This is a genomic window from Arthrobacter sp. AD-310, assembly GCF_054656615.1.
This window is the reverse complement of the sequence record NZ_BAAHNO010000001.1, coordinates 13,175-35,490: the sequence shown is the minus strand read 5'-3', so window position 1 is coordinate 35,490 and position 22,316 is coordinate 13,175. Positions and strand designations below refer to the sequence as shown.

The window sequence follows — 22,316 nt, the reverse complement described above, 5'->3', positions numbered from 1 at the left end:
ATCCGGACGAACGGGGCCTGTAACGGGCGCCAGCCTTCGCCGCAGGGCCAAAAATGCCGCAATGGCGGGAAAATACCCGGAATCCAAAAAAATAGCAAGCACGCTTAGCATCGCATGTGATAAATCTCACAGAAGACCGGCGGCTGCTCATCTGGAAGCTTGCCGGCGGGTGACCCCGCTCCCCTCCGGTGGCAGGATGGAGCCATGACTACACCGGCGCTTGATCTTACGGCCAGCCTCCGCTCGGGGAATTCCACGGCTCCCCGGCTCACCTGGTACGGCCCCGAAGGGGAACGGGTGGAACTCTCGGGCAGGGTGCTGGACAACTGGGTAGCCAAGACCAGCAACCTGCTGCAGGACGAGCTGGACGCAGCTCCCGGAATGCGCCTCCGCCTGGGCCTTCCCGCGCACTGGAAGGCCGCCGTGTGGGCGCTCTCCGCCTGGCAGCTGGGGCTTGAGGTGGTCCTCAGTGGCAATGGAGGCGACTTCCTCGTCACTGCGGAGCCGGAGTCAGCTGACGGACAATACGACGCCGTTATCGCCGTAGCGCTGCCGGCCCTCGCCATGGGCTGGCCGGGCGGGCTTGCCCCCGGCTGCATCGATTATGCCGCGGAGGTCCGCAGCCACGGGGACGTCTTTATGCAGCACACCGCCGCCGAACCCTCGGCCTGCGCAATCGTGGACCGGGAAGGCCGTGAGCACCTGCACCGGGAACTCCTCGAAAGCTTCGCGGTTTCCCATGAAGAGGGAGTGCGGCTGCATATCCCTGCTGCGGACGGGCTTGAATCAGCGCTGGCCAACGCGCTGGGCGCATGGAAGCAGAACGGGTCCGTTGTCATGACCCACCCTGACGTGCAGCTGACGGATAAGCTCCTGGCGGCTGAGCGCATCCACGGCCGTTGAGGTCCCGCGGCCCCATCAGGGGCCGGGAGCCTGCGGATGGAGTGGACTCCTAGAGCTGGGCCGGCCCGTCCTGGGAAGGCTCCCGCTCCCCCGTGGACACGCGCTCCTTGTGGTGATGGATCTCGATGAGTTCGTGGTCATGCGAGAACTCCGGCTCTTCGTCCAGTTCCTTGTTGAACACCAGGAACCGGTAGGCAAAGAAGCGGACTACGGTGGCCACCACAATGCCGAACACCCCGGCGAAGAACAACATGTTCTTATCCGTGATCCCCAGCCCGTACTTGGCCAGCGCAGTGAATCCCGTGGAAATACCGATGCCGATGCCATTGATCAGGATGAACATCAGGAATTCGCGGAGGACGTTATCCTGGCGACGGTGCCGGAAGGTCCAGAACCGGTTGGCGATCCAGGAAAATACCGTCGCGATCGACGCCCCGACAAACCTGGCCTTTGCTTCGCTGTCGGACATGGGGCCGTGCATCAGGTAGTACGTCATGCCGTTGTCGATGACGAACGCCACACCGCCCACAGCTCCGAATTTGGCCACCTCACGCCAAAAGAGCGAGGCGAGCCCCCGGATGCGGTCTGCAAGCGCTGTAATCATGACCCTCCATGGCCGTCAGTAACTGTGGGCCACGTGGCCAGAGGCCATTTTAGCCTCCTTAACCTTGAAGCAGCCCCCTAATACAGTGGGCCTGGAGCTGCCGTTGCTGACAAACTCATCCCCCCGGGCGGCAGAAGGCGGGATCCCGGGCGGTTTTCGGTAGGCTGGCAGATGTGACTTTTCCAGTAATAGGCGTGGTTGGCGGCGGCCAGCTAGCCCGAATGATGGCCCCTGCAGCAACTGCCCTTGGCTTCGAACTGCGCGTCCTGGCGGAGAGCGGGGACGTGTCCGCTGTCTCTGCAGTCTCGTCCTCGCCCGTGGGCGACTATAAGGACCTTGAGACACTGCTCGAATTCTCCGAGGGCCTGGACGTTATGACGTTCGACCACGAGCATGTACCCACAAGCCACCTCCGGGCACTGCAGGAGGCCGGCGTCAACGTCCAGCCGGGACCCGACGCCCTGGTGCACGCGCAGGACAAACTCGTGATGAGGGCCGCCATCGACCGGCTTGAGCTTCCCAACCCTACGTGGGCGTCGGTGGAAGACGTTCCGGCCCTGGTCGCATTCGGCGACGAAACCGGATGGCCCGTCGTGCTGAAGACGCCCCGCGGTGGCTATGACGGCAAAGGCGTACGGATTGTTGGTTCGGCCGGGGAAGCAGCCGGCACCGCGGACTGGTTCGCGGCCATGAGCCCGTTGCTGGCGGAGGCGAAAGTCGATTTCACCAGGGAACTGTCCGCCCTGGTGGCGAGGACTCCCGACGGCGAAGCCCGGGCCTGGCCAGTGGTCCACACCATCCAGGTGGACGGCGTGTGTGACGAAGTAATCGCCCCGGCCATGGACATCCCGGTCGAGGTGGCAGCCGCGGCCGAGGATGCCGCACTCAGGATCGCGGCCGAACTCGGAGTTACCGGTGTGCTCGCCGTCGAACTGTTCGAGACGCCCGGTTCCGGTGCCGGTTTCCTGATCAACGAACTGGCGATGCGCCCGCACAACACCGGGCACTGGACCCAGGACGGCGCGGTAACGAGCCAGTTCGAACAGCACCTGCGCGCCGTCCTGAACCTGCCGCTCGGGGCCACCGACGCATTGGCGCCCGTCACCGTCATGAAGAATTTCCTCGGCGGCGAAAACCAGGACCTCTACTCCGCGTTCCCGCAAGCCCTGGCCAGCGAACCGGGCGCCAAGGTGCATTGCTACGGCAAGTCCGTCCGGCCGGGAAGGAAGATCGGCCATGTGAACCTGGTCGGCACCTCCACCGCTGACGTCGACTCGGTGCGGCGCCGTGCCACCATGGTGGCAAGCATCATCCGTGACGGCCGGGCATCAGCGGAAGCGGCGCCCCAAACTTTCGAGGAGAACGCATGAGCGCCCCAGCCACCCCCGCCGCCGGAACACCGGCCAGCCCCTTGGTCGGACTCGTGATGGGTTCCGATTCGGACTGGCCCGTCATGGAGGCCGCGGCGGACGCCCTGGCAGAGTTCGGCATCCCCTTCGAAGCTGACGTGGTTTCCGCCCACCGCATGCCCACGGAGATGATCCGCTACGGCCAGACGGCGCACGAGCGCGGCCTTCGGGTGATCATCGCAGGTGCAGGCGGCGCCGCACACCTGCCCGGCATGCTTGCCAGCGTCACACCGCTCCCGGTGATCGGGGTGCCCGTCCCGCTCAAGACCCTCGACGGCATGGATTCGCTGCTGTCCATCGTGCAGATGCCTGCCGGTGTGCCCGTCGCCACGGTTTCCATTGCCGGGGCACGCAACGCGGGGCTCCTTGCCGTCCGCATGCTTGCGTCCGGAACAGACGAACTCGCCGCCTCGCTGCGGACCGACCTGATCGATTTCGCGGCCGACCTCAACGCCGTCGCCAGCCGCAAAGGGGCCAACCTGAGGCAAAAGGTCAGCGAGGTCTTCGCGGACGGTAACGGCTCCCTGCGGGGCAGCCGTTAGGTCCGGGGGCATGTCCAGCAGCAAAGTCCCGCAGTCCGCCACCGACACAGCGCTGACCGACCCCGTACGGTACCCGGTCAGCGCTTCCGCCCCGGTGCGGACCAAGCGCGGGTTCGTGCTGGTCCTCATGACGCTCCTGGTCCCGGGAAGCGCACAACTGGTGGCCGGCGACAGGAAACTGGGCCGGGCCGCCCTGCGCGTGACGCTCTGTGCCTGGGCAGCAGCACTGCTGGCGCTGCTCCTGCTGCTCGTCAACCGCCCGCTGCTGATCAGCATCATCACCAATCCGTTCGCATCGCTGGCCATCGTGATCGTGCTCGCAGCCCTCGCTGCCGGTTGGGCGGTCCTGTTCATCAACACGCTGCGGCTGATCCGTCCCGTCCTCCTGGCACCGCAGGCGCGTCCCGCCGTCGTCATCAGCCTTGTCCTGGCCCTCGTGGTTGGCAGCGGCTCGCTCGGCTATGCCGCGTACCTGCTCAACGTCAGCCGCAACGCCATCGGCAGCATCTTCTCCTCCGGCCCGTCCATCGACCCGGTGGACGGACGCTACAACTTCCTGATGATGGGCGGCGACGCCGGCGATGACCGCACCGGCCGGCGGCCGGACAGTCTCTCCGTGCTGAGCGTCGACGCCGAAACCGGCCAGACGGCGATCATTTCCGTTCCGCGGAACTTCCAGAACGCGCAGTTCAGCGAGGACTCGCCGATGCGCGCCATCTACCCGGACGGTTACGACTGCGGCGACGAATGCCTGATCAACGCCATTAACACCGAGGTCACCAATGAGTATGCGGACCTCTACCCCGGCGTGGCCGATCCCGGAGCCCAGGCCACCATGGAAGCTGTCTCGGGAACCCTGGGAATGACCATCCAGGCCTACGTCCTGGTGGACATGGAAGGCTTCTCGACACTGATCGACGCCATGGGCGGCATCAGGATCAAGGCCGGCGGTTGGGTTCCCATGAGCGGCTACTTCGATGAGGCAACCAAGACGCACGGCATGCCCCTGGGCTGGATCCCGGCGGGCGAACAAACGCTCAACGGCGACCAGGCCCTCTGGTACGGACGCTCGCGGGAATACGTCGACGATTACGCCCGGATCCAGCGCCAGCAGTGTGTCCAGCAGGCCATGCTCAAGCAGCTGGACCCTGCCACGCTGCTGGCCAAGTTCGAGGACATCGCCAACGCGGGCACCAAGGTCGTGGACTCCAACATCTCCTCCGCCCAGCTGGGCAGCTTCCTGGACCTCGCCATCAAGGCGAAAGGCCAGGACGTGAAGCGGCTCACCATTGGCCCGCCGGACTTCGACGCCTCCTTCTCGACCGTGCCCGACTTCGACGAACTCCACGAACGCGTGGACCAGCTGCTGGCGTCGGCGTCCGCCGCTGGCGCCCAGTCGGCCGGTATCCCCGACGACGCCATGGTGGCCCAGGCCGCCGGGACCGGGCACATCCAGGCGGCTGGGTACTCCCCCGCCACCGTGCTGGCCGGCGGCGGCGCACCGCAGCAGCCCACGCCATCGGACTTCGTCCCCGTCACCACCACGCCCGACGGTGAGCCGATCACCGAAGAGCTGCTGAATGACCTCAAGCGCGCCGGCGACGAGGAAGCGATCCGCCAGCTGGTCGCCACCAATGGCCAGTGCGCCGCGCTGTGACCCTTCCGCAACCAGACCATAGAAACGGAACCGGCTTTGTACGAGATTGACAACGTCCTGCGGGACTACGCCTGGGGATCCACCACGGCCATAGCTTCCCTGCTGGGACGGCCTGAATCCGGCCGCCCGGAGGCCGAAATGTGGATCGGCGCCCACCCGGATTCCCCGTCGGTGGCCCACGTTCCGGAGGACGGCACCGAAACTCCCCTGGACGCCCTGATCGCGCGGGACCCGGAGCATTTCCTGGGCGCGGAGTCCGTGGCGCGCTTCGGCCCGCGCCTTCCGTTCCTCGCCAAGATCCTTGCGGCAGCCCAGCCCCTGTCATTGCAGGTCCATCCCAGCCTGGAGCAGGCGAAGGCCGGTTTTGCCCGGGAGAATGCGGCCGGCGTTGCCGCAGATGCCGCCACGCGGAACTACCGCGACGATAACCACAAGCCGGAAATGATCTTCGCCCTCACGCCGTTTGAGGCGCTGTGTGGCTTCCGGCCCGCCGGCTCGGCAAGGGACATCCTGCAGCACGTGGCCTCAGCCTTTGAGGCGGTTGAAGCCCCGGTCCCCGACCTGGTCCCGGCCCTGCTGTCCGACCTGGACGGCAGCGACGAGGAGGCGGCACTGCGCACGGCCTTCGAACGGCTGATCACCGGCGGCCAGACGGTGGCCGGTGCCACCGCGCAGGTGGTGGCCGCCCTGCTCGCGCACGGCTCCTTCGCACCGTTCGAGGCAGAGCTCGGAACTGTGGTCAGCCTCAACGAGAAGTACCCGGGCGATCCCGGCGTACTGATCTCCCTGCTCCTCAACCGCGTCTCGCTGCAGCCTGGCGAGGCCGTCTACCTGCCCGCGGGCAACGTGCATGCGTACCTGCACGGGCTTGGCGTGGAGGTGATGGCGTCGTCGGACAACGTCCTGCGCGGAGGGCTGACCCCCAAGCACATCGATGTCCCGGAACTGCTGCACACCATCGACTTCCACCCTGTGGCGGTCCCAAGGCTGGCTGCCTGGAATACCGTCCTGGACCAGGAGCTCTACCGGCCGCCGTTCGAGGAGTTCCAACTCCAGCGCATCGAGCTCGCTCCCGACGGCGGGCCCGTCCCGCTTGCGCAGTCAGGCGCGGCCGTGGTGGTCGTGGTCTCGGGCTCGGTCTATTTGGATTCCCCGAAAGGCGACCTGCAGCTGGCCCGCGGCGGCAGCGCATTCCTCGCCGCCGCCGAGGCCCCGGTCAATGTGCACCCGGTGGCGGGCAGCGAGGAAACTGCGCTGGCCTTCGCGGTGACTACCGGGCTCTAGCCGCGCCGGAGCACCGAACGGACGCGCCCGGCGGCGGTCCTGGCCAGCCGCCGGGCGGTCTGGAGTCCCTTCCGCGCCAGTGGCATCGCCCTGGAATAGGCGGGATAGAAGGGCGACAGCGGCTTCTCCCAGGTCCCCAGGAGCATGTTTTCGTGCTTGGCGAACTGCTTCTTGAAGTCGGAGATGCCGTCGTTGAGCAGCCCATTGAAGTCGTACCTCGAGCAGCCGTCCTCACGCATTGCCTGCAGCGCCGCCCATTTCACGCCGTAGTTCACGCGCTGCTTCTGGCCCTCCGCTGAGACACCGCCGTACAGCTCGAAGGCCGTGGAGCCGCTCCGGGCGAGCCAGACGAACGCCAGCAACTGCTCGCCGTCGAACGCGCCGATGACGGGCGAACCGTCGCCCAGGTTCCGGAAGATGTCGCGGTAGTACTGGTCTTCGTGGATGCCGAAGCCGGCCCGCTCCGCGGTCTCGTGGTAGACCGCGAGCACCTGCTCGAGCTCGGAGTCGTTCTTGACCTTGCGGAACTCCACGTCGCTGCGCATGGCCTTCCGGATGTTTGCGCGGGTGGACTTCGACATGTCCGCCATCAGGTCGTCGTCACTTCGGCCGAGGTCCAGGATCAGGGTCCGCGGGATGAGCACCGTGTTGCCGGATTCCCGGAAACCGGCTCCGGCCACGGCCCCGGCGTAGGCGGAGTCACGGTCCCAGTCCGGCTCGATGCTCAGGGCCACGCCGCGGTGGCGCTGCGCGGCGTGGTCAGCGAGGCTGTTCAGGACGGCCTGGGTGTCCTCCACCTGGCACATGGGCCCGCGCGGAATGTACACCAGGGCACGGAACGGGAAGGGCAACTGCCGGACCAGCAGCTGTGCGGCCCCCACTGTGGCGCCGCCGTCCTCGAGCAGCACCCGGTCCACGGACCAGCCGTGCATCGCCTTGGTCTCGCCCCAGCCCCAGAGCTGCTGCGGATGCCCCTTGAATGTGTCGACGGTCTGGTCCCAGAGGGCGCGGTCAGTACAGGGCACAACAGCAGGAATCATGGCTTAAACCCTATACCAGCCATTAAACGCCGGAGCCCCGGAACACACTGCCATGACAGGCCGTGTGCGTTCCGGGGCTGTGGCGGCGTTGCCGCGGCTGAGGGTCAGCTCTTGCGGGCGTAGCCTTCCCACTTGTCGGCGCGGTGCTCGCCGTCGACGAAGCGGATGGTGCCGGACTTGGAGCGCATCACGATGGACTGGGTGAGGACCTTGTCCTTGGAGTAGCGAACGCCCTTCAGCAGGTCACCGTCGGTGATGCCGGTGGCTGCGAAGTAGCAGTTATCGCTGGAGACGAGGTCGTTGGTGGACAGGACACGCTCGAGGTCGTGCCCGGCGTCGATTGCCTTCTGCTTCTCCTCATCGCTGGTGGGCCACAGCCGGCCCTGGATCACGCCGCCCAGGGACTTGATGGCGCAGGCAGCGACAATGCCTTCCGGGGTGCCGCCGATGCCCATGAGGGCGTCGACGCCGGTGCCGGAACGTGCGGCGGCAATGGCACCGGCAACGTCACCGTCCATGATGAACTTGGTGCGGGCGCCGGCCTCGCGGATTTCCTCCACGAGCGGGCGGTGCCGGTCGCGGTCCAGGATCATGACGTTGAGCTGGTTGACCTTCACGCCCTTGGCCTTGGCGATCAGGTGCAGGTTCTGCTTCACCGGCAGGCGCAGGTCCACCATGTCGGCGGCTTCGGGGCCAGTGACGAGCTTCTCCATGTAGAAGACGGCGGAGGGATCGAACATTGAGCCGCGTTCCGCAACGGCAAGGACGGCAAGGGCGTTGTTGATGCCCAGGGCGGTCAGGCGTGTGCCGTCGATGGGGTCCACTGCGACGTCCACCTCGGGGCCTGTGCCGTCGCCCACGCGTTCGCCGTTGAACAGCATCGGCGCTTCGTCCTTTTCGCCTTCACCGATGACCACAACGCCGTTGAAGTGGACGGTCTGCAGGAACGAGCGCATGGCGTCGACGGCGGCGCCGTCTGCCGTGTTCTTGTCGCCAAAACCCACCCAGTGGCCGCCGGCGATGGCGGCAGCCTCGGTGACGCGGACAAGTTCGAGGGCAAGGTTGCGGTCCGGTTCGTCGTTGCCCACCGCAAGGGACGGCGAGATCGTGGAGTACTTCTGGGTCATGGACGCTGGTGACACGTGAACCTCTTCTTCGAGTGGCGATCATTGAACCCGCCGGCCGGAACGGACTGGCGGTGATTCCTCTACTTCCGATCATAGTCGTGGCGCCGCCTGCCGGACGGCGGATGACGCACAGCCGCAATGTGCGCGGACTCTGCCATTCAGGGGGTGGAACCGGCCGAATGGAAGTTGCGCGCGCCAATGCGCGACTATAGAGGGGTGAATGACATGCAGGAAAAGACCAGTCCCAGCCCCGAGCCGGCCGGATCCACAGGCAGCACGGGCGCTGGCGGACCGGCCGGGGAAACCCCGGTAAAGCCTGTCATTCCGGCCGCCGCCGCCAAACGTGCCAACGCTTCGGTGATCGGCATGATCATCGCGCTCGTGGTGAGCATCGCGGCGTTCCTGCCGATCATCCTCATGAACCCGCTGCCGAAGACCGACGGGTACAACCCGGACGTCGATGTAGCGGCCACCGCCCGGAACGCGGCCGATGTGGCGGGATTCACACCTGTCGCGCCGGAGACCGGCGGTGCCTTCCGCGCCAACTATGCGCGCTGGGAGGCCGGGACCGGAAGCGGGGTCCCCACGTGGGAGGTGGGCTTCCTGACGCCGAAGAACTCGTTCATTGCGCTGGTGCAGACGAGCAAGGCCAACCCCACCTGGCTGCTGCAGCAGACGCGTAACGCGCCCGTTACCGGTTCGCGGAACGCCGGCGGCCGGGAGTGGGAGCTGCGGGACACCGGCAAGGGTGAGAAATCCATGGTCCTGGACTACCGCGGGACCACCGTCATCCTGTCCGGCGCCGCCCAACTGGACGAATTCGCCACCCTCGCGGACGCCGTCGTGAAATCCATGGAAAGCAGCCCTGCCGTCACAGTTTCACCCCCGGCCGCCGCCGCACCGTAACGTAGTCGCGTGGCTACTTACCTGACTCCTGCACTTGCCTGGCGCCGACTGCGCGAAGGAAACGAACGCTTTGTCAGCGGCGAAACGTCGCATCCGAACCAGGATGCGTCGCGGCGCTCCTCCCTGGTGGAGAACCAGCACCCGTTCGCCGTCATCTTCGGCTGCTCCGATTCCCGCCTCGCCGCCGAGATCATTTTCGACGTCGGCCTGGGCGACGTTTTTGTGGTGCGCACCGCCGGCCAGGTCATTGACGACGCCGTCCTCGGCTCCCTCGAGTACAGCGTGGGCGTGCTTGGCGTGCCGCTGATCGTGATCCTTGGCCATGACAGCTGCGGTGCCGTCAGCGCCACCAAGTCCGCCGTGGAGACCGGGCAGATGCCGACGGGCTTCATCCGCGACCTGGTGGAGCGCATCACCCCGTCCGTCCTCACGTCACTTCGCAACGACGAAACCGAAGTGAACGACATGGTCGTCGAGCACGTCAAGCAGACGTCGCAGCGGCTCGCCGACAGTTCCCGTGTGATTTCGGACGCAATCGAGGAAGGCCGCACGGCCGTCATCGGCCTGTCCTACAGCCTCGCGGAGGGCCGCGCCAACCTTGTTTCCGGAATCGGCGAGCTCTAGAGGCCGCCCCTACGGGGCCCGGCAAGGGCCCCGTAGCACCCCCTTCACGGTTTTCGGTGGGGCGCCCGGGCGCCATAAGCTAGCCCCATGACTTCCACTGAAGAGTTCCGCATTGAACATGACACGATGGGCGAAGTCCGCGTCCCCGTGAACGCACTGTACCGCGCGCAGACGCAGCGGGCAGTGGAGAACTTCCCCATCTCCGGCAAGACCCTGGAACGCACCCACATCGAGGCGCTGGCCCGGGTCAAGAAGGCCGCAGCCCAGGCCAACGCAGAACTGGGCGTGCTCGACGGCGAGCTGGCCAAGGCGATTGCCGACGCAGCCGATGAGGTGGCCGCCGGCAAGTACGACGGCGACTTCCCCATCGACGTTTTCCAGACCGGTTCCGGTACGTCCTCGAACATGAACACCAACGAGGTCCTGGCAGAGCTGGCCACCCGCGCCCTGAAGGCCGCCGGCAGCGACAAGGTGGTCCACCCGAACGACCACGTCAACGCCTCGCAGTCCTCCAACGACGTCTTCCCCACGTCCGTGCACGTGGCTGCCACCTCGGCGCTGATCAACGACCTGATCCCCGCCCTGGGCTACCTGGCAGAGTCGCTGGAGCGCAAGGCCGTTGAGTTCAAGGACGTCGTCAAGTCCGGCCGCACCCACCTCATGGACGCCACCCCGGTGACCCTGGGCCAGGAGTTCGGCGGGTACGCGGCGCAGGTCCGCTACGGCATCGAGCGCATCAATGCCTCGCTCCCCCGCGTTGCCGAGGTTCCGCTGGGCGGCACGGCCGTTGGCACCGGCATCAACACCCCCGCCGGCTTCCCGGAGCGCGTTATCGAGCTGCTGGCCACGGACACCGGCCTGCCGCTGACCGAGGCACGCGACCACTTCGAGGCACAGGCCAACCGTGACGGCCTGATCGAGGCGTCCAGCCAGCTGCGCAACATCGCAATCTCGTTCATGAAGATCAACAACGATCTCCGCTGGATGGGTTCCGGTCCCAACACCGGCCTTGGTGAAATCGCCATCCCGGACCTGCAGCCCGGCTCCTCGATCATGCCCGGCAAGGTCAACCCCGTCATCTGCGAGGCCTCCATCATGGTGGCCGCCCAGGTCATCGGCAACGACACTGCCATCGCATGGTCCGGCACCAACGGCGCCTTCGAGCTCAACGTGGGCATCCCCGTCATGGCCGCGAACCTGCTGGAATCCATCCGCCTGCTGGCCAACACCAGCCGCGTCATGGCGGACAAGATGATCGACGGCATCACGGCCAACGTGGAGCGCGCCCGGTTCCTGGCCGAAGCCTCCCCCTCGATCGTGACCCCGCTGAACAAGTACATCGGCTACGAGAACGCCGCCAAGATCGCCAAGACCGCTGTCAAGGAGGGCCTGACCATCCGCCAGGCCACCGAGCAGCTCGGTTTCGTCGGCGAGGGCGAGGGCAAGGTTTCCGAGGCCGACCTCGACAAGGCACTTGACGTGACCACCATGACTGCCCCGGCCCACAAGGCCTAACGCTTCATAAGTACGACGACGGCCGGTACCTTCCGCGCGGAAGGTACCGGCCGTCGTCGTGCTCTTAGGGGTTGCGGCGTCCCGTTGTGTCGCGTCCCCTGTCAGGGTTCGAAGTGCGTATCCGCGGCGGGTGCCAGGGCGTGGCGGATGCTGGTGAGGTGGCCCGGCATGAGTTCGGGGAGTTCGTCCGTGCTGAACCAGCCCACCGCCAGGGATTCGTCGTCGTTGATCCTCGCTGTGCCGCTCACATACCTGCAGAGGAACACCACGTCCAGGAACTCGCAGACGTCACCGTTCGGGTAAGTGAACGGACCCACCGCGCCCACAGAGACAACCCGTTCGGCTTCCGCCACCACACCGGTTTCTTCGAAGATTTCCCTCACCAGGCCCCGGGCCGGTTGCTCTCCCGGATCCAGGATGCCGCTGACCAGCGCCCACTGCCGGTTGTCCGCCCGCTGGGCGAGCAGGACACGGCCGGCGTCGTCGACCACCACGCCCCGGACTCCGGGGAGCCATAGCAGGTCGTTGCCGATTTTCTTGCGCAACTTCAGGATGTACTCAGGCACAGGCATTCCGCCAGCCTACAGCCGCGGCCGCGCGGCTTTGTGCCTGCGCGGCTTTGGGCTACGCAGGGAGCAGCATAGCCGCGGCCGCTCCGGCGAGCATAAACGGTCCGAACGGGATTGAGGATTTCAGCGTTCCACGCCTGGCAACCAGGAGCGCAACGGACCACAGCCCGCCGAGCAGGAACGCCAGGAACGTGCCCGCGAAGAGGTGCCCCCACCCAAGGTAGCCGAGGTACATGCCCAGGACGCCGGCCAGCTTCACATCGCCGAAGCCCATCCCGGGCGGGTAGGCAAAGCGGAGCACAAAGTAGAACAGCCACAGGATCGCGGCGCCGGCCACGACCCGGAACGCCGGCAGGGCCAGGAGCCCTTCGCCAGGGCCACCCGCCGGCAGGGCAGCCCCGGCAAAGGCGGCTGCCAGCAACAGGACACCGGCCACGGCATACGACGGAAAGACGATCCGGTTGGGCAGCAGGTGGTGCCGCACATCGATCACCGTGAGCCTGACGGCCATGACGGTGAAGTACCCGCACGCGGCCAGCACCAGCCAGAATGCCAGGGGTGCTTGCTCCCAGAGGTCGCCCAGTCGTCCGATCACCCTCCGGATGCTACTGGAATTCCCCTGTCCGCCCTACCGGCCCCGCGTAAACTGTGGATATGGCGACATGGGATGCCCGGCACCGGCCGGATCCGAACACCGGCGCAGCGCCCGCAGACCCCATCACCGCGTTCCGCAACCTGTGCCGGTCCTCGCCCTGGAAATGGCAGTCGCTGCGCTTCGAATACTGGGATGAGCCGTTCGCCGAAGCGCCGTCCCCTGCCGCTCCCTTCGTCCGGGCATGGCTGCGCCGGCCCGGCGCCCTCCGGCTGGAGAGTCCGGAGGGACTCGTCCTGCACAGCACCGCGGGCATCAATGATTCCCGGGACGGCCTGTATGTCAGTGCGACCCGGAAGTCGTGGCTCCTGCCGCCGCACCTCGTCACTCCCGTCTACGACGACGCAGGCCTGGTCAAACGCCGGCCTGAAGCTGCTTACGGCGAGCCCGGGTTCGGCAATCCGCGTTTTTCCGCGGCCCTGGATCCGGTTGAACTGGCCGGCAGCGCCCCGGTTCCCCTTGAGTTCCCTGGCAGCAACCCGGTGCTGGTGGAGGAGCTGAGGGCCGTGGAACATGAAGGCCGGGCGGCGCTGGAGGCTGTGGTGGTGCCCAGCGCCGCCTACCATCCCGGTGACCCGGCCGCTCCCCTGTGCCTTCCAGGCCGGTCCCGCGTACGGGTTGACCGGGCAACGGGCGTCTGCGTGTCCAGCAATTCGCTCGAGTCCGCCACGGACGAATACGGCCACTGGCTGCGCATCCTCGCCGTGGATGAGTACATGCTCGATGACTTGTTCCTGGCAGAGTCCATGAACCTCACGGACGTCCGCCGGCACATCAGCTGGGACATCCCCGCCTGACCTTTGCACGGCGGCAGGACCTTCATCGGCTAGGCTTCGCGGATGACTACGATGAGCGCCGTCTGGCCACTCTTCGACCTGAAGCTGGCCACCCCGCGCCTGGAACTCCGGCCCGTCACCGACCTGGACCTTCCGGCTGCCCTTGAGGCGGCACGAAGCGGCATCCACCCGTCCGGCAGAAGCCCGTTCAGCACCCCGTGGACGGAAGCACCGGACGATGAACTCGGCCCCAACATGGCCCGCTGGCACTGGAAATGCCGCGCCGAGTGCACGCCCGAAGCCTGGACGCTGCTCCTGGGCATTTGGCACGACGGCGTGTTCATCGGCTGCCAGGATATCGGCGCAAAGAACTTTGCCGCGCTTAAAACGGTCAGCACGGGCTCCTGGCTCAAGCAGTCCGTCCAAGGCCAGGGACTCGGCCGGGAAATGCGTGCCGCCGTCGTCCTCTGGGCCTTCGACTGGCTCCGCGCCGAGGCCGCCACCTCCGAGGCAGCCACCTGGAACGACGCCTCCCTGGGCGTCTCCCGCTCCCTCGGCTACGAACTCAACGGAACCACCCGCGAAGCCTGGGGCAGCAAAACCGAAACAGTCCAGCACGTGAGAGTCACCCCCGACACGTTCAAGAAACCGGAATGGGAGTTAAAGGTCGAAGGCCACGAGGCGGCGGCGAAATTTCTGAACCTCCGCTAGGGCCGGGACTTGTGCCCGGGTGCGCCTTCCAGCAGCGTGCGTCAGAGGCGGGGCCCACGCCGTCAGGGTTCCCTGGCCGAGCTTGCGAGGCAAGGGGGATGGTGGGGAGGAACGAGCCAGCACACAGAGGAAGGGGCACCCGGGCAGCCCCGCTTAGCCTTCGAGAAGCTCCGTCACCAACGCCGCAATCGGGGACCTTTCCGAACGGGTCAGGGTGACATGGCCGAAGAGTGGGTGTCCCTTCAGGGTTTCGACGACGGCGGCGATTCCGTCGTGCCGTCCGACACGGAGGTTGTCGCGCTGGGCAACGTCGTGGGTGAGGACAATCTTCGAGTTCTGCCCGATGCGGCTCATCACCGTCAGCAGGACGTTCTTTTCGAGAGACTGGGCCTCGTCGACGATCACGAACGCGTCGTGCAGGGAACGTCCTCGGATATGCGTGAGCGGCATGACCTCGAGCATGCCCCGGTCCATGACTTCCTCCACCACTTCCTGGCTGACCAGGGCGCCGAGGGTGTCAAAAACGGCCTGCGCCCAAGGGTTCATCTTCTCGGACTCGGAGCCGGGAAGGTAACCCAATTCCTGGCCGCCCACCGCGTACAGGGGACGGAACACAATGACCTTGCGGTGCTCACGGCGTTCAAGGACCGCTTCCAGGCCTGCACAGAGGGCCAGCGCCGACTTTCCGGTGCCGGCGCGGCCGCCGATCGACACAATGCCGACCCCCGGATCCATCAGCATATCGATGGCCAGCCGCTGTTCGGCGGAGCGGCCGTGGAGGCCAAATACGTCCCGGTCACCCTTGACCAGGCGGACCTGCTTGTCCGGCCCCACCCGGCCGAGGGCGGAGCCACGGTTGGAGAGCAGGACGAGCCCGGTGTTCACGGGGAGTTCGGCTGCGGCGGGGATGAACACCGGCTCGTGGCCGTAGAGCGTGGAGATTTCCTGCTCGTTGGCTTCCACCTCGGCAACACCGGTCCAGCCGGAGTCCTTGACGAGTTCGTTGCGGTATTCGTCCGCGGTCAGTCCCATGGCAGAGGCCTTGACCCGCATGGGCAGGTCCTTGGACACCACAGTGACGTCGCGGCCCTCGTTGGAGAGGTTTTTCGCGACGGCGAGAATGCGGCTGTCGTTGTCTCCGCTGCGGAAGCCCAGGGGCAGCACCTCGGAGGAAATGTGGTTCAGTTCGACCATGAGCGTCCCGCCGTCGTCGCCGATGGGGATGGGCTGGTTGAGGCCGCCGTGCTTGATCCGGAGGTCGTCGAGGAGCCGGAGCGCCTTGCGGGCGAAGTAGCCGAGTTCGGGGTCGTGCCGTTTGGCTTCGAGTTCGGTGATGACCACCACGGGGACAATGACTTCGTGTTCGGCGAACCGGAGCAGGGCACGTGGGTCGGACAACAGGACGGAGGTGTCGATCACGAAGGTGTGGATGAGGGCTTCCCTTCCGGAGACGGCAAAACCGGCCGCAGCATCGGTTGCTGCGCCGGTTTGGGTAGTGGCTCGCTCGGCGCGAGAGGTAGCTTTTCCTGCCTGGCCGGCAACGGCTTCGTGCAGTTTTTCAGAAGTAGCCACATCGACTCCAGCCCCGGGCCCCAGCCCGGCTTTGTTATTGGTGAGGCGGCTCGGCCACGAGGCCGGGTCCGGCCTCCCATACAACCGGTGCGATGTTTCGCTCCATGTACTGGCCTCCCCGATCAGCCGGCGGTTTTGCCTGCAGATGGATATAACGTAAATCCACCCCGGGTAATTTCCGCAACCATTACACGGCGATTCCTGTTGCGCTGAAGTGAACTTGCCGTGAACCGGGGATGTCAGGCGCCGAAGCGCCGTTGCCGGCCGGCGTAGTCGCGCAGGGCCCGGAGGAAGTCCACCTTGCGGAAGGCGGGCCAGAGTGCCTCGCAGAAGTAGAACTCGCTGTAGGCACTCTGCCACATAAGGAACCCGGAGAGCCGCTGCTCGCCGGAGGTCCGGATGACGAGGTCCGGGTCCGGCTGCCCGCGGGTATACAGGAACCGGGAGATGTCGTCCACGCTGAGTTCGTCCGCCAGCCGGGTGATGTCTTCTCCCCTGGCGACCGCATCGTGCAGGAGTTCCCGCACCGCGTCCACGATCTCCCGCCGTCCGCCGTATCCCACGGCCACGTTGACGTGGATCTTTTCGCGGACGGGCGTCCTGGCGGTGAGCTTGTTCAGGCGTTCTGCCAGGTAGTCGGGCAGCAGTTCCGGCGCCCCCATGGCGTGGACGGAGATGTTCGTGTCCTCGTCCAGCCGGTCAAGGGTGTTGGCGATGATGCCCATCAGGAGGTCCAGCTCCTCGCTGGACCGGTTCATGTTGTCCGTGGAGAGCATGTACAGGGTGACCACTTTGACACCGAGCTCCTGGCACCAGCCGAGGAACTCGTGGATCTTGTCGGCTCCGGCCTGGTGGCCCTGGCTGGTGGGGGCGTTGAACTGCTTGGCCCAGCGCCGGTTGCCGTCCACCATCACGCCGATGTGGCGCGGGATGCGGTCGTGTGACAGGTCCCTCAGCAGGCGACGCTCGTAAAAGCCGTAGAGGAACCCGGGCAACTCCACGCGTCCACTCACCTGACTTCCTCGCTGTACCGTACTTGCACATCCTAGGCTACCGCCCGGACGGCCCAAGGCTGTTCAGCCCCCGACGGGAACCGCGGCGCCCCGAGTGTTACTGGCAAGTAACTTACTGGAACGTAAGTTATTCTGGATCCATGGACAGCGACTCCCCGGAGGCCCCGCGCGCTCCCCGTCCTGAAGGTGAAGACATGCCCGCAGCAGGCCCTTCTCCCGTGGACGAGGCTGCAGTCCGCCTCGCGGAACTCCTCATGATCAAACCGAAGTGGCGGGGGTGGATCCACGCGTTCGCGGCCCCGTTCGCGCTGGCCGCGGGTATCGTGCTGGTGGCGTTGGCGCCCACGGCGGACCGGAAAATCACCTCGGCGGTCTACGCCGCGACGGGGGTCCTGCTTTTCGGTGTCAGCGCGGTCTACCACCGCGGGAACTGGTCGCCAGGCGTGAAGATGGTGTTGAAGCGGCTGGACCACACCAACATCATGCTGGTCATCGCGGGAAGCTACACTCCGCTGGCCTGGACACTCCTCGACCGGCCGCAGGCAGTTCTGCTTCTCTGGGTCATCTGGTCAGGCGCGATCCTGGGCGTCCTGTTCCGGCTGCTGTGGACGGATGCGCCACGCTGGCTCTACGTCCCCATCTACATCGCGCTGGGCTGCGGATCCGTGTTCTACCTTCCGCAGTTCTTCCAGGCCAGCATCCCGGCAGCGGTCCTGGTCTGCGTGGGCGGCGTCCTCTACATCGCCGGTGCGATGTTCTACGCCCTGAAGAGGCCAAACTTCAGCTACCACCATTTCGGTTTCCATGAACTGTTCCACGCCTTCACGGTCCTGGCCTTCGCCGCACACTTCGCGGCGATCGCCCTTGCAATCCTCAGCTGAGCAGCGGGGCGGGCCCGCCAGGCTGGCAGCGCAGACCCGGCAGGGACCAGCCCTAGTCCCGCGTCCGTGGCGCGCCCGGGGCCAAACCGTTGCCCTCGGCGTCGTTGCGTGCTGCATCCGGCGCGTCGAGGCCGTCCTGGGCGTCCGCCGCCTGGACATCCGCCGCCGCCGCTGCCGCCAGGCGGTCCTCCTCCACCTGCGCGCGGTACCGCACGCGGCGGATCCGGCGCACCATGTCCACAATCAGCAGTGCAGTGGCAACCACAAAGAATGCCGTCATGATGAAGCCCAGCAGGCCCGGCGTTACCTGGTCCTCGGAAATGCCCTCCCGGAGCGTCGGCGTGGGCAGCGGGGTGGGGGTGGTGGCCAGGCTCAGGAGCAGGTGATGCACGTTTTATACCTTCTGTGGAACGTCGTGGCGCAGGCAGTATTTTCTACGAGGCATAGAAAATGGCCGGCGTGTACTATCTTAGCCCGGCAAACAGGTCCGTTTCCGGGAGCTCGGAGGGAACCCTGGAACGGATGAGGGAGTAGTCCTCCCAAGGCCAGGCCCGCCGCTGCATTTCAGCCGACACCGCGAAGAAGAATCCCAGTGGGTCCACCTGCGTCCGGTGGGCGCGGAGGGCGTCGTCGCGGACCTCGAAGAAGTCGCCACAGTCCACCTGCGTGGTGGTCGGGTGCGCGGCCGGCGGGGGTGTGTGCCCTTCCGCGTCGGATTCGAGCCAGGCGGCGAGCCGTTCGGCGTACGGCGACTGCAGGCCAGCCTCTTCAAGGGCGAAATGCAGCGCCCTGAACCGCTCCGGGCTGAAGGCGCGGTCGTAGTACAGCTTGCTGGGCTCCCACGCTTCACCAGCCTCCGGGTACCGCTCCGGATCGCCGGCGGCCTCAAAGGCCTCAACGGCCACGCGGTGCGCCATGATGTGGTCCGGGTGCGGGTAGCCGCCGTTCTCGTCGTAGGAGAGGATGACGTGCGGTTTGAAGGACCGCACCAGCCGCACCAGCGGGGCGGCCGCGTGGTGGAGCGGCAAGGTTGCGAACGCGCCGGCGGGCAGCGGCGGGAGCGGGTCCCCTTCCGGGAGCCCCGAATCCACGAAGCCCAGCCACCGCTGCCTGATGCCCAGGATTTTGGCGGCCCGGTCCATCTCAAGGCGCCGGGCACCGGCCATGTCCCGCTTGGGGTGCGGCTCGGCTTCCATGGCGGGGTTCTGAATGTCACCGCGGGACCCGTCCGTGCAGGTGGCCACCATGACATCCACTCCTGCCGCGGCGTACTTGGCCATGGTTGCAGCGCCCTTGCTGGATTCGTCATCCGGGTGGGCATGTACTGCAAGCAGCCGGAGCGGTGCCGGGGGGTTGCTGGACGCTGTCATGGAGGGACGGCTCCTCATTGTTCTGTTGCGCTGCCGCGTGTCTGGACATGGGTCGGGTGCCGCCCGGGCAGGGACGGAACCGGCGCCGGCGGAATGGGCACTAAACTGGTCTGGTGACTTCCCCGGACCAGCCGGCCACATCCGCGCCCGCAGACACTAGCCTAGCCAATCGCTATGGTGCTAAAAAGCGGGCACTCCCGCGCGGGCTCAAGCGCACTGTTGCCGGTGTCGCGCTCGCCGGCGGCATAGGATTCCTGGCCTGGGTTTCGACGTCCAATTCCCTGTCCGATGTCTCCTTCAAGGACATCGGCTACAGCACCACGGACGCCACCGCTGCAGAGGTGGACTTCCAGGTCACGCGCGAGCCGGGTACGACGGTGAAGTGCGCCGTGAAGGCACTGGATTCCAAATACGCGGTCGTGGGCTGGAAAGTGGTGGACATTCCCGCCATAACGGAAGAAGCGTTCGACGGCGGCAGGACCGTTTCGCAGCGCGTGGCATTGCGAACGGAGTCGCTTTCAGTGTCGGGCGTCGTGGACGACTGCTGGAAAGCGGAGGGCCAGGCCGGATAAGTGTGACGCGCACCGCTTCCTTGTTGGGTTAAGTCCACAGGATTGACTACAATGGAGCGATACCTTCACCCCGCTGAGCTGGTTGCTGTTCCACAAGTGGCCACTGTGGCGGGGTCTTTTGCATGTAGGACCATTAGAGGAGAAGTCCGTGTCTACCACCAACAGCGCAGCTGCAGCCTGGCTCACCCAGGAAGCTTTTGACCGCCTGAAGGCAGAGCTGGACCACCTTTCCGGCCCTGGCCGGGCGGAAATTGTCCAGAAGATTGATGCAGCCCGGCAGGAGGGCGACCTCAAGGAAAACGGCGGCTACCACGCGGCCAAGGAGGAACAGGGCAAGATTGAGGCCCGCATCCGCCAGCTGACGGTGCTGCTGCGCGACGCCCACGTGGGCGAGGCTCCCGCGGATGACGGAATCGTGGAGCCCGGTATGATTGTTGTGGCCAGGATTGCCGGGGACGAAGAGACCTTCCTGCTTGGTTCCCGTGAAATTGCCGGCGACTCCGACCTGGACGTCTTCAGCGAAAAGTCGCCGCTGGGTGCAGCGATCCTCGGCCACAAGGAAGGCGAGACGCTCAGCTACACCGCCCCGAACGGCAAGGACATCAAGGTGGAGATCCTCTCCGCCAAGCCGTACGCGGCCTAGTCCCTGCACAGGAAGCAACGGCCGAAGGCCACAGGAAGCGCCGGCTGTCCCGGGAGGGACGCCGGCGCTTTGGCGTTTAAGAGGGCGGCAGGGACCTGGCACCCCGGGACCGTAACAGCAGCGCCGCCACCACTCCGCCGGCAGCCCCGCCCAGATGGGCCTGCCATGAGACGTACCCGGCCACGAGCGGGAGGATGCCCAGGAGGATGCTTCCGTAACCCATAAAGAGGACCACCGCCAGGAGGATCTGGCGCCAGCTGCGGTTGAAGAAGCCCCGGACCAGGAGGAAGGCGAACAACCCGAAAACCAGGCCGGACGACCCAACGGTGATCCCGCCGTCGCCAATGAGCCAGACTGTCAGCCCCGACCCCAGCCAGCTGAAGGCGAGCGCGGTGAGGAACACCCGCAGGCCTGAGAGGAAGACCAGGAATCCGAAGATGATCAGCGGCAGGCTGTTGGAGAGAAGGTGGTTGAGGTTTGCGTGCAGGAGCGGGAACGTAAAGATGTCCAGCAGCCCGTCAGCGCTCCGCGGCCTTAGCCCGAACGTCCGGTTCAGCGAGCGGAGCATCACCATGTTGAACAGCTCGATGACGAAGAGCACCACAACGAAGGCGCCCAGGACCAGCAGGCCTCCCCTGGCTCGGGCAGCAACAGTCTGGCGCTGCCTGATGCTTCCGTCCCCGGTCAGCCGTTCCATGCCGGGGCCTAGTGCACCACGATCGGCTGGAAGCCTTCGGCCCGCAGCGCGCTCAGGACCTGTTCCCCGTGCTGGTGGCCCTTGGTTTCGAGGTTGACGGTGATGGACACGTCGCCCATGCTGATGGAGCCGCCCACCCTGGTGTGGTCCAGGCCGGTGACGTTGGCGTCGTTCTCCGCGATGATCCTCGCAATGGTGGCCAGGGAGCCGGGCCGGTCATCGAGCATCATCCGGACGGTCATGTAGCGTCCGGCCGCGGAGAGGCCGCGCTGGATGACCTTGAGCATCAGCATCGGATCGATGTTGCCGCCGGAAAGAACCACGGCGGTGGTGCCGGGATTTTCGATCTTGCCGTCCATGAGGGCGGCCACGCCCACCGCTCCGGCGGGTTCCACCACCATCTTGGCCCGCTCCAGCAGGAAGATCAGCGCACGGGCAAGCGAGTCCTCGCTGACGGTGACAACGTCGTCCACCAGCTCGCGGATGATGCTGAACGGCAGCTGTCCGGGCCGGCCCACCGCAATGCCGTCCGCCATCGTGGAGACCTTCTTCAGGGGCACGAGCGCGTCCGCCGCGAGCGACGGCGGGTAGGCTGCCGCGTTTTCGGCCTGGACGCCGATGATCCGAATATCACGTCCCAGCTCCTTGGCGCGGGCTTTGATGGCGACGGCGACACCGGCCAGGAGCCCTCCCCCGCCCACACCCATCAGGACAGTGTCCACGTTGGGCACCTGCTCCAGGATTTCGAGTCCCAGCGTGCCCTGGCCCGCGACGACGTCGACGTTGTCGAACGGGTGGACGAACACCGTGCCGGTCTCGTTGCTGTAGCGCTGGGCTTCCGCGAGTGCTTCGTCAACGTTGTGGCCATGCAGCACGACTTCGGCGCCATGGCTGCGCGTGGCTGCCAGCTTGGGCAGCGCGACACCCAGGGGCATGTAGATGCGGGCCTTGATTCCCAGGCTCTTGGCGGCAACGGCAACGCCCTGGGCGTGGTTTCCGGCGGAGGCCGCCACAACGCCGCGCTTCTTTTCCTCGGGCGACAGCCGGGCCATGCGGACGTAGGCGCCGCGGACCTTGAAGGAACCTGCCCGCTGCAGGTTTTCGCACTTGAAGTAGACATCGCCGCCCACCATGTTGCCCAGTGCCCTGGACGACTCCACGGGAGTGCGCGCAATAATCCCGTCAAGCAGCTTCTGCGCCTCCAGGACATCGTCCAGTGTGACGGGAAGGGTTTCAAGGATGTTCACGG

At 66.2% G+C, this 22,316-nt stretch carries 24 protein-coding genes; 13 read left to right on the top strand and 11 right to left on the bottom strand.

Annotated features, from left to right (window positions below; all coding sequences use genetic code 11):
* Positions 1-204 precede the first annotated feature (204 nt).
* Positions 205-903, top strand: a complete 699-nt coding sequence (locus ACYQ1Z_RS00180) for a TIGR03089 family protein (protein ID WP_459790296.1) — start codon at positions 205-207, stop codon at positions 901-903.
* Between the two features lie 49 nt (positions 904-952).
* On the opposite strand, the gene ACYQ1Z_RS00175 is transcribed toward ACYQ1Z_RS00180, so the two are convergent.
* On the bottom strand, positions 953-1,507 hold the full coding sequence (locus ACYQ1Z_RS00175) for a GtrA family protein (RefSeq protein ID WP_459790295.1): 555 nt from the start codon (positions 1,505-1,507) through the stop codon (positions 953-955).
* A 221-nt stretch (positions 1,508-1,728) separates the two neighbouring features.
* Here ACYQ1Z_RS00175 and ACYQ1Z_RS00170 point away from each other — a divergent pair, with 221 nt between their 5' ends.
* The 4 genes from ACYQ1Z_RS00170 to manA are packed head-to-tail and all read left to right on the top strand — an operon-like array spanning position 1,729 to position 6,399.
* On the top strand, positions 1,729-2,877 hold the full coding sequence (locus ACYQ1Z_RS00170; RefSeq protein ID WP_459790401.1) for a 5-(carboxyamino)imidazole ribonucleotide synthase: 1,149 nt from the start codon (positions 1,729-1,731) through the stop codon (positions 2,875-2,877).
* Positions 2,874-3,458 carry a 5-(carboxyamino)imidazole ribonucleotide mutase gene (gene purE, locus ACYQ1Z_RS00165; RefSeq protein ID WP_459790294.1) on the top strand — a complete coding sequence of 195 codons (585 nt, stop codon included), beginning with the start codon at positions 2,874-2,876 and terminating at the stop codon, positions 3,456-3,458. The genes ACYQ1Z_RS00170 and purE overlap by 4 nt, the downstream gene beginning before the upstream one ends.
* A gap of 10 nt (positions 3,459-3,468) precedes the next feature.
* Entirely contained in the window at positions 3,469-5,115 is a 1,647-nt protein-coding gene (locus ACYQ1Z_RS00160; protein WP_459790292.1) for an LCP family protein, read from the top strand.
* A 36-nt stretch (positions 5,116-5,151) separates the two neighbouring features.
* Positions 5,152-6,399: a mannose-6-phosphate isomerase, class I gene (gene manA, locus ACYQ1Z_RS00155; RefSeq protein WP_459790291.1), complete on the top strand. Its 1,248-nt coding sequence runs from the start codon at positions 5,152-5,154 to the stop codon at positions 6,397-6,399.
* Here the strand turns inward: manA and ACYQ1Z_RS00150 are convergent.
* Both ACYQ1Z_RS00150 and glpX read right to left on the bottom strand, forming a co-directional pair.
* The gene (locus ACYQ1Z_RS00150; protein ID WP_459790289.1) at positions 6,396-7,439 is read right to left on the bottom strand and encodes a lipid II:glycine glycyltransferase FemX; all 1,044 of its coding nucleotides are present in this window, start codon (positions 7,437-7,439) and stop codon (positions 6,396-6,398) included. The genes manA and ACYQ1Z_RS00150 overlap by 4 nt on opposite strands.
* A 104-nt stretch (positions 7,440-7,543) precedes the next feature.
* Positions 7,544-8,566 carry a class II fructose-bisphosphatase gene (glpX, locus tag ACYQ1Z_RS00145; RefSeq protein ID WP_200859118.1) on the bottom strand — a complete coding sequence of 341 codons (1,023 nt, stop codon included), beginning with the start codon at positions 8,564-8,566 and terminating at the stop codon, positions 7,544-7,546.
* Between the two features lie 225 nt (positions 8,567-8,791).
* On the opposite strand from glpX, the gene ACYQ1Z_RS00140 reads away from it, so the two are divergent.
* From ACYQ1Z_RS00140 to ACYQ1Z_RS00130, 3 genes are all read left to right on the top strand, one after another.
* On the top strand, positions 8,792-9,472 hold the full coding sequence (locus ACYQ1Z_RS00140; protein WP_459790400.1) for a DUF4245 domain-containing protein: 681 nt from the start codon (positions 8,792-8,794) through the stop codon (positions 9,470-9,472).
* 9 nt (positions 9,473-9,481) lie between these two features.
* A complete protein-coding gene (locus ACYQ1Z_RS00135) occupies positions 9,482-10,096 on the top strand; it encodes a carbonic anhydrase (protein WP_459790287.1) in 615 nt (204 codons plus the stop codon).
* An 87-nt stretch (positions 10,097-10,183) separates the two neighbouring features.
* Entirely contained in the window at positions 10,184-11,611 is a 1,428-nt protein-coding gene (locus ACYQ1Z_RS00130) for a class II fumarate hydratase (RefSeq protein ID WP_459790285.1), read from the top strand.
* A gap of 101 nt (positions 11,612-11,712) precedes the next feature.
* Here the strand turns inward: ACYQ1Z_RS00130 and ACYQ1Z_RS00125 are convergent, their stop codons facing one another.
* Positions 11,713-12,183, bottom strand: coding sequence for an NUDIX hydrolase (locus ACYQ1Z_RS00125; protein ID WP_459790284.1), 471 nt, complete (start codon positions 12,181-12,183; stop codon positions 11,713-11,715).
* Positions 12,184-12,235: 52 nt separating this feature from the next.
* A complete protein-coding gene (locus tag ACYQ1Z_RS00120; RefSeq protein ID WP_459790282.1) occupies positions 12,236-12,775 on the bottom strand; it encodes a prepilin peptidase in 540 nt (179 codons plus the stop codon).
* A 59-nt stretch (positions 12,776-12,834) separates the two neighbouring features.
* Between ACYQ1Z_RS00120 and ACYQ1Z_RS00115 the strand changes: the two genes are divergently transcribed.
* Complete coding sequence (locus ACYQ1Z_RS00115; RefSeq protein WP_459790280.1) at positions 12,835-13,629, top strand: hypothetical protein; 795 nt, start codon at positions 12,835-12,837, stop codon at positions 13,627-13,629.
* Positions 13,630-13,671: 42 nt separating this feature from the next.
* Positions 13,672-14,319, top strand: coding sequence for a GNAT family N-acetyltransferase (locus ACYQ1Z_RS00110; RefSeq protein WP_459790278.1), 648 nt, complete (start codon positions 13,672-13,674; stop codon positions 14,317-14,319).
* 153 nt (positions 14,320-14,472) lie between these two features.
* Here the strand turns inward: ACYQ1Z_RS00110 and ACYQ1Z_RS00105 are convergent, their stop codons facing one another.
* Together ACYQ1Z_RS00105 and ACYQ1Z_RS00100 are read right to left on the bottom strand one after the other, a co-directional pair.
* Positions 14,473-15,891: a PhoH family protein gene (locus tag ACYQ1Z_RS00105; protein WP_459790276.1), complete on the bottom strand. Its 1,419-nt coding sequence runs from the start codon at positions 15,889-15,891 to the stop codon at positions 14,473-14,475.
* A gap of 239 nt (positions 15,892-16,130) precedes the next feature.
* Positions 16,131-16,892 (bottom strand): isoprenyl transferase, encoded by a 762-nt coding sequence (locus ACYQ1Z_RS00100; RefSeq protein WP_459790399.1) that lies wholly within the window; start codon positions 16,890-16,892, stop codon positions 16,131-16,133.
* Between the two features lie 206 nt (positions 16,893-17,098).
* On the opposite strand from ACYQ1Z_RS00100, the gene trhA reads away from it, so the two are divergent.
* Entirely contained in the window at positions 17,099-17,785 is a 687-nt protein-coding gene (gene trhA, locus ACYQ1Z_RS00095) for a PAQR family membrane homeostasis protein TrhA (protein WP_459790398.1), read from the top strand.
* A gap of 52 nt (positions 17,786-17,837) precedes the next feature.
* Here trhA and ACYQ1Z_RS00090 read toward each other — a convergent pair whose 3' ends face one another.
* Positions 17,838-18,176, bottom strand: coding sequence for a hypothetical protein (locus ACYQ1Z_RS00090; RefSeq protein WP_459790275.1), 339 nt, complete (start codon positions 18,174-18,176; stop codon positions 17,838-17,840).
* A gap of 73 nt (positions 18,177-18,249) precedes the next feature.
* Positions 18,250-19,155, bottom strand: coding sequence for a mycothiol conjugate amidase Mca (gene mca / locus ACYQ1Z_RS00085; protein WP_459790273.1), 906 nt, complete (start codon positions 19,153-19,155; stop codon positions 18,250-18,252).
* A 113-nt stretch (positions 19,156-19,268) separates the two neighbouring features.
* On the opposite strand from mca, the gene ACYQ1Z_RS00080 reads away from it, so the two are divergent.
* Both ACYQ1Z_RS00080 and greA read left to right on the top strand, forming a co-directional pair.
* On the top strand, positions 19,269-19,727 hold the full coding sequence (locus ACYQ1Z_RS00080; RefSeq protein WP_459790272.1) for a DUF4307 domain-containing protein: 459 nt from the start codon (positions 19,269-19,271) through the stop codon (positions 19,725-19,727).
* A 148-nt stretch (positions 19,728-19,875) separates the two neighbouring features.
* Positions 19,876-20,370, top strand: coding sequence for a transcription elongation factor GreA (gene greA / locus ACYQ1Z_RS00075; RefSeq protein ID WP_459790271.1), 495 nt, complete (start codon positions 19,876-19,878; stop codon positions 20,368-20,370).
* Between the two features lie 76 nt (positions 20,371-20,446).
* Here the strand turns inward: greA and ACYQ1Z_RS00070 are convergent, their stop codons facing one another.
* Both ACYQ1Z_RS00070 and ilvA read right to left on the bottom strand, forming a co-directional pair.
* Complete coding sequence (locus ACYQ1Z_RS00070; protein WP_459790269.1) at positions 20,447-21,067, bottom strand: rhomboid family intramembrane serine protease; 621 nt, start codon at positions 21,065-21,067, stop codon at positions 20,447-20,449.
* An 8-nt stretch (positions 21,068-21,075) separates the two neighbouring features.
* Complete coding sequence (gene ilvA / locus ACYQ1Z_RS00065; protein WP_459790268.1) at positions 21,076-22,314, bottom strand: threonine ammonia-lyase; 1,239 nt, start codon at positions 22,312-22,314, stop codon at positions 21,076-21,078.
* Between the last annotated feature and the right edge of the window lie 2 nt (positions 22,315-22,316).

Bases quoted from the DNA above. Each gene is read 5' to 3' on its own strand.
- purE (WP_459790294.1), top strand. From the start codon at position 2,874: ATGAGCGCCCCAGCCACCCCCGCCGCCGGAACACCGGCCAGCCCCTTG.
- ACYQ1Z_RS00160 (WP_459790292.1), top strand. From the start codon at position 3,469: ATGTCCAGCAGCAAAGTCCCGCAGTCCGCCACCGACACAGCGCTGACC.
- mca (WP_459790273.1), bottom strand. From the start codon at position 19,155: ATGACAGCGTCCAGCAACCCCCCGGCACCGCTCCGGCTGCTTGCAGTA.
- ACYQ1Z_RS00140 (WP_459790400.1), top strand. From the start codon at position 8,792: ATGCAGGAAAAGACCAGTCCCAGCCCCGAGCCGGCCGGATCCACAGGC.
- ACYQ1Z_RS00175 (WP_459790295.1), bottom strand. From the start codon at position 1,507: ATGATTACAGCGCTTGCAGACCGCATCCGGGGGCTCGCCTCGCTCTTT.
- trhA (WP_459790398.1), top strand. From the start codon at position 17,099: ATGCCCGCAGCAGGCCCTTCTCCCGTGGACGAGGCTGCAGTCCGCCTC.
- glpX (WP_200859118.1), bottom strand. From the start codon at position 8,566: ATGACCCAGAAGTACTCCACGATCTCGCCGTCCCTTGCGGTGGGCAAC.
- ACYQ1Z_RS00130 (WP_459790285.1), top strand. From the start codon at position 10,184: ATGACTTCCACTGAAGAGTTCCGCATTGAACATGACACGATGGGCGAA.
- ACYQ1Z_RS00110 (WP_459790278.1), top strand. From the start codon at position 13,672: ATGACTACGATGAGCGCCGTCTGGCCACTCTTCGACCTGAAGCTGGCC.
- ACYQ1Z_RS00180 (WP_459790296.1), top strand. From the start codon at position 205: ATGACTACACCGGCGCTTGATCTTACGGCCAGCCTCCGCTCGGGGAAT.
- ACYQ1Z_RS00070 (WP_459790269.1), bottom strand. From the start codon at position 21,067: ATGGAACGGCTGACCGGGGACGGAAGCATCAGGCAGCGCCAGACTGTT.
- ACYQ1Z_RS00170 (WP_459790401.1), top strand. From the start codon at position 1,729: ATGATGGCCCCTGCAGCAACTGCCCTTGGCTTCGAACTGCGCGTCCTG.
- ACYQ1Z_RS00115 (WP_459790280.1), top strand. From the start codon at position 12,835: ATGGCGACATGGGATGCCCGGCACCGGCCGGATCCGAACACCGGCGCA.
- ACYQ1Z_RS00150 (WP_459790289.1), bottom strand. From the start codon at position 7,439: ATGATTCCTGCTGTTGTGCCCTGTACTGACCGCGCCCTCTGGGACCAG.
- ACYQ1Z_RS00125 (WP_459790284.1), bottom strand. From the start codon at position 12,183: ATGCCTGTGCCTGAGTACATCCTGAAGTTGCGCAAGAAAATCGGCAAC.